General features: G+C 60.0%; 6 protein-coding genes. 3 read left to right on the top strand and 3 right to left on the bottom strand.

The features are described from left to right. A partial coding sequence (locus tag ACYP5B_RS15190) for a reverse transcriptase domain-containing protein (protein ID WP_459570263.1) occupies nucleotides 1-170 on the bottom strand: 170 nt, incomplete at its 3' end. A 31-nt stretch (nucleotides 171-201) separates the two neighbouring features. Continuing rightward, nucleotides 202-1,521 (bottom strand): recombinase family protein, encoded by a 1,320-nt coding sequence (locus ACYP5B_RS15185; RefSeq protein ID WP_459570262.1) that lies wholly within the window; start codon nucleotides 1,519-1,521, stop codon nucleotides 202-204. Between the two features lie 708 nt (nucleotides 1,522-2,229). Here ACYP5B_RS15185 and ACYP5B_RS15180 point away from each other — a divergent pair. From ACYP5B_RS15180 to ACYP5B_RS15170, 3 genes are read left to right on the top strand one after another with little or no spacing between them, the layout of a single operon-like run. Beyond that, on the top strand, nucleotides 2,230-3,075 hold the full coding sequence (locus tag ACYP5B_RS15180) for a tyrosine-type recombinase/integrase (protein WP_459570261.1): 846 nt from the start codon (nucleotides 2,230-2,232) through the stop codon (nucleotides 3,073-3,075). Then, the gene (locus ACYP5B_RS15175; RefSeq protein ID WP_459570260.1) at nucleotides 3,069-3,977 is read left to right on the top strand and encodes a tyrosine-type recombinase/integrase; all 909 of its coding nucleotides are present in this window, start codon (nucleotides 3,069-3,071) and stop codon (nucleotides 3,975-3,977) included. The genes ACYP5B_RS15180 and ACYP5B_RS15175 overlap by 7 nt, the downstream gene beginning before the upstream one ends. Then, on the top strand, nucleotides 3,974-4,966 hold the full coding sequence (locus tag ACYP5B_RS15170; protein ID WP_459570259.1) for a tyrosine-type recombinase/integrase: 993 nt from the start codon (nucleotides 3,974-3,976) through the stop codon (nucleotides 4,964-4,966). Before ACYP5B_RS15175 ends, ACYP5B_RS15170 begins: the two co-directional genes overlap by 4 nt. Before the next feature lie 29 nt (nucleotides 4,967-4,995). Here the strand turns inward: ACYP5B_RS15170 and ACYP5B_RS15165 are convergent, their stop codons facing one another. After that, the gene (locus ACYP5B_RS15165; RefSeq protein ID WP_459570258.1) at nucleotides 4,996-5,442 is read right to left on the bottom strand and encodes a recombinase family protein; all 447 of its coding nucleotides are present in this window, start codon (nucleotides 5,440-5,442) and stop codon (nucleotides 4,996-4,998) included. Nucleotides 5,443-5,611: the final 169 nt, after the last annotated feature.

The following is a 5,611-nucleotide window of genomic DNA, read 5'->3' as shown; positions in this document are numbered from 1 at the left end:
TGCTTGCAGTACACGATTTTGGTCTTTTCCGGATGCAGATCCAGCTTGCATTCGGCCAGCCGCATCTCCAGCCCCTGCTTGAGCCCTCGCGCCTGCACTTCGCTCTTGCAATGACAGATGGCGTCATCAGCATAGCGCTCGAATGGCACGTCCGGGTGATGCTTGCACATCCACCGGTCGAACGCATAGTGGAGAAACAGGTTAGCCAGCACCGGACTGACTACGCCGCTTACAACGTTGCATACTTTTCACTCCGTCGTCTGAATCATTCGAATTTTCGCTGTCAAAAGCCCCAGGCTGTGGGTCAACCCTGAACACAACGACGATTTCGTCCTTGTGGATTTCGACGCGCTTGACCAGACCCAATACGATCCTGCGCTTCGTCTCAAGATCAATCGTGTCCAGTTTATTGGTGACAGCGCCTGCAAATTCCTCGAGCCGATTGATGACCAGAAACAGCTCGCTTTGCACCGCGCCTTGCTGCCTGGATTCAAGGATCTGCTGGTCAATCTGCTCAAGCCGATTCCTCAACTGCTGCATCTTCGGTTCGAAGTCGGACTTATCGAGGATGCCGTCCGCATAGCTGTCGATCAGCCGGGACTTTCCCTTTTCTAGCTGCAGCCGTTGCTTTTCTAGGTTGCTGCTTGTGTCGAAGGCACTCTTCTCGTTGCGCTCCATCATATCCAGTCGACGCTCATATTCGCTCTTCAAGCGTTCTGGATGACTGAGCAATTCCACAACCTGCTGCCATACCAGCTCATCGAGCCTGTCTGTTCGTACCTGCAGATTGTCACAGATGCGGTGGCCGCCGAAACGGTAGGCATCGGTCCCAACACAGCGGTAATAGGCGTAGTCCCGCTGATGCCCCTTAGCCGCAGCCTTGCTCACCTTCTTTGCGTAATAGGCGTAATGGCACTGGCCGCATACCGTCAACCCTTGCAGCAGGCGTAGCGGTGCACTGTCGCGCCTCTGGCGCGCCAGCTTGCGGTTCTCGGCAAGCTGTTCCTGAGCCGCCTGGAACAGCGCCTCGCTGACGATGGCCGGAACTGGGATCTCGATCCAGTCCTGCGGTTCGGTGCGTGTTGTCGAGTTCGGCATTCTGGGCACGTCAGCACTGTGGCGCTGTGCACGCACGCGGACCTGCAGGTGATCGCGCGACTGCGTCTTGCCGAACGCAGCTCGCCCCATGTACGCAGGATTGCGCAATATGCCCCACACCACACTACGGTCCCAGTATGGCTTGCCCGACGCCGTCACGGTACCCGACTCGGCGAGGCGGCGTACCACGTCCCCTATGCTCAGGCGGTCCATCCCCACCCACTGGAAAATCGCCCGCACCGTTGCAGCCTGGGGCAACTCGATAACGTACCGGGCCGGCGTTCCGTCGAGTTGCCGGCGAATGTAGCGGTAGCCGTAGGGCGCCCCGGACAGGACATTGACACTGCCGCGTTTTGCGCCGTGAAGCTTGCCACGACGGTGACGCTCGGCGATCTTCGCCCGTTCGTATTCTGCGTTTTGCATAGAACTGCAAAACGCAGATGATGCGGAGCGCGGAATTATGCAAAGCCACACCGCCAAAGTGGCGGCGTAGCTTGCATCTTAGCGGTACTGCACTCTGCATTATTCCGGCTCGAACAATGAGGCGATCAGCGCGTCCAGCGCCTTGAATCGGCCGCGACGCAACTACCGCAAATGCCCTGTTCCATCGGGCAGGCGAATCGCGTTAGCTCAGCCTGCTGCCTAGATGGGCTGCGCCGCTCAATGCATAAATCAGCATCGCCAGGTCGGGCTGCCTCGCTCACATACTGAGTCTCCCTTCAACCAAGTGAGACTATCATGCTTGAAACACACTTGAAGTCACCTGTTACCCGGGGGCGACTCCGCGCGGGCCCCGCTGCAGATCACATCGACGGCTTTGCCGACTGGCTCCACCGCTGTGGGTATGCCCCTACCACAATCGACTGGATGCTGCGCTGCCTCGCGGGCTGGACGGATTGGATGCTCGCCAGCGGGTTTAGCGCGCAAGAACTGCTTTCGGGGTTCGAGGCCTGCGAGCTGGCGCTTCAGGAGAAGCGGCGCGTCTCGTATAGTCGCGGAGCCAATCGCCAATCCTTGACGGCAGCCTCGGTGTTCATCCGATTCCTGCGACAGCAGGGTGAGCTTCCGCCCCCCGTGACTCCGCCATGCGCCAGTGAGCTCTGGCCTGTACTCGGAGAATTCCGTTCATGGATGTACAAGCATCGCGGGTTGACTGAAGCGACGCTCGACATCTATCAGCGAACCCTTGTGGGGCTATGCACCGCGCTCGGCGATGACGCACATGCCTATTCTGCCGAGGCGCTACGCGCCTTCGTCCTTGACCGCGCGCGTCCGCATGGAATTCAAAATGCCAAGAGCATCACTGTTGCCGTACGCTCCTTCCTTCGCTTTCTCGGTGCCACCGGACAATGCCCTCCGGGTATGGAGCATGCCATCCCTGGTTTCGCATGCTGGCAACTCTCGGCAGTCCCCCGATTTCTCGTGGCGAAGGATATCGAGCGGGTCGTCGGCTCTTGTTCTGACAACGCCAACGGGTTGCGGGATAGGGCCGTGCTCCTGCTTTTGGCCCGGCTCGGGCTGCGCGCTAGCGAGGTCGCCCAGCTCAAATTCGCCGACATCGACTGGTACCACGGGTGCATCACTGTCTGCGGGAAGGGACGTCACCAGGAGGCACTACCACTATCGCAGGAGGTCGGTGACGCGATTTTGCTTTATTTGAAGCAGGGTAGACCATCGTTGCAGGTACCCGAGGTCTTTACGACCGTCTTGGCTCCACTGCGTGCGTTAACGCGCGCCTCTGTCACTCATATCGTGCGGAGCGCACTGCGCAGGGCGGGAGTCAAATCGCCAGTCAACGGCGCTCATGTTCTGAGACACTCAGCCGCTACTGCGATGCTCCGGCAGGGGGCATCCCTGGCGGACGTCGGTGCGGTCCTACGGCATCGCTCTCCTATGACGACGGCTCACTACGCCAAGGTGGACTTCGGGCTGCTGTCGGAAATTGCTCAGCCGTGGCCGGGGGTGTCATCATGCTAATCGCCGATGCCGAACGCTACCTCGCGCTTCGCCAGGCACTGGGCTTCAAGCTTCGTGAGGTATCGATAAACCTTCGCGCGTTCGCCAAGTTCGCGACCGCCAGGGGCGACATCCACGTTCGCGTTTCCACCGCGGTGGACTGGGCGACCGAGGGTTCCTCACCGAACGTTCGGCACATTCGATTGCGAGACGTTGCGCAGTTTGGCCGCTTCCTACAAGCCGAGAATCCGATTCATGAGGTCCCGGACAACCTGTTCCATTTCACCAAACGCCGGCGCTTGCCCTATATCTACGCGCCGGAGGAACTGACGCAACTCGTCGTGGCAGCCAGCCGTCTGCGTCTGACGTACCCGCTTCGACGCGAGGTGTACGCGACAATGTTCGGACTTATTGCCGCGACCGGGCTCCGCGTGTCGGAAGCACTTGACCTCAGGCTGGACGACGTAATGGCCGATGGCATCCTGCGGATCCGGCGTGCCAAGTTTGGAAAAAGCCGCCTCGTCCCCTTGCACGCCACAGCGGCGAGCGCACTCAACCGATACCTCGAAGCGCGCTGCCAGCTGGCGGTGACGGACGACCACGTATTTCTGTCGGCGGGAGCCCGGCGGATTGCCTCCAGCACTGTGGGGAATACCTTCCGCCGGGTACGTCGACTTGCCGGGATTGCTCCAGCACGAATGCGCCAGCCGCGCATGGTTGATCTGAGGCACACCTTCGCAACACGAGCTCTGGAGCGGTGCCCGACGCGACGCGAGGCGGTCGCCCGTCACTTCGTTGCGCTAGCAACGTATATGGGCCATGCAGACATCGCTAATACCTATTGGTACCTGGAGGCCACCCCAGAGCTGCTGGCCGATATCGCCGCCGCGGCCGAAGCGCTGGTCGCAAGGGAGGGCATATGACACCCGTCGCACCGTTAATCACCCGTTTCCTGCGCGAACACATGCCGATCGAGCGCGGCTACAGCCCTCACACATGTGGCACTTACGCCCACGCCTTTCGCCTTCTGTTCATCTTCGCTAGCAAGCGCCTTGGGATCCGGCCCTCACAGCTGTGCATCGAGCAGATCGATGCTGAGCTGATTCTTGCTTTCCTTGCCTACATCGAGGAACAACGCGGCAACTCGGCGGCCACGCGAAACGGACGGCTGGCCGCCATCAAAGCCTTCTTCCACTATGTTGAGTTCAGCGTGCCTTCCGCCCTGGCACAGGCGAGGCAAATTCACGCCATCCCCGGAAAGCGGCATGACCAAGCGCTAATACGGCATCTCACGAAGGACGAAGTTTGCGCCCTCATCGACGCGCCAGACATCACAACACGCCTTGGAATTCGCGACCGCGCAATGTTGCACCTCTGCTTCGCCTGCGGCCTACGTGTTTCCGAATTGGTAGGGCTACTGTTAGAGAACTTGTCCCTGCAGCGAACACCGAGCATTCGCGTTCTCGGGAAGGGTCGGCGGGAGCGATGCCTTCCGCTCTGGAAGGCGACCACTGCAGATCTCCGAGCCTGGCTCGCAGTGCGGGGCAAGGTTCCGGTCCCCGAGCTATTCGTGAATGCGCAAGGAGACGCAATGACCCGAGCCGGCTTCGAGTACGTCCTCGACAAACACGCCTGCACCGCCGCGAAAACATGCGCCTCTTTGAACGGGCGCTCTGTGTCTCCTCATCAGCTCCGGCATGGCTGCGCTATAACTATGCTTCAGGCCACTCGGGACATCCGCAAGGTGGCTTTGTGGCTTGGCCATGCTGACACTCGCACGACCGAGATTTACCTACGTGTAGATCCGTTGGAGAAGCTCGATGCTATGGAGGCGGTATTGTCTCTTGGCTTGCGTCGCGGCCGATTCAAGGCGCCGGATGCGCTGATCGCCTCATTGTTCGAGCCGGAATAATGCAGAGTGCAGTACCGCTGAGATGCAAGCTACGCCGCCACTTTGGCGGTGTGGCTTTGCATAATTCCGCGCTCCGCATCATCTGCGATCATTCCCTGCATCTGCAATAGCAGCGACTCTTCCGGCGTCGTACCGATCGCGTGATTGAGGAACACCACCTGGACACCGCAGGCCGAGAACTCTTCCATCAGCAGCGCCTGGTGCGCATATTTGCGCGCCAGCCGGTCCGGTGACAGGATGTACAGCTGATCGATCGTACCGAGCGCGGCACAGTCCCTGAGGCGCTCCAATTGAGGTCTAATCAGCGTCGCACCGCTCACGCCAGCGTCAACGAAACACATGTCGTCGACGATCTGCGCGCCGTCAGCTGAAATACGCTCCTTCAGTGCAGCGATCTGGCTTTCAATGGTGCCGCGTTTGTTTTGCTGTTCGGAGGATACCCGCGCGTAGAGCGCAACCATCGCAGCTTTGCTCATCGTCTACCTCGCTTGATGGTCGCTTGCTTGGACTCTGCAGACCGCATAGCGGACGGCTGTGTCGTCGCGCGTGCCTTGCGGAGGCCTTCCGCTTGGATTTCTCCCTTCGCATCGGGACGACAGGTTCCCAAGTTCCTTACTGAAGCCTGAGTCAAAGTCACGCCGCCTT

The sequence above is a fragment of the Cupriavidus sp. 8B genome (assembly GCF_054589115.1).
The sequence above is the reverse complement of the archived record's forward strand: the minus strand, read 5'-3'. Positions and strand labels throughout refer to the sequence as shown.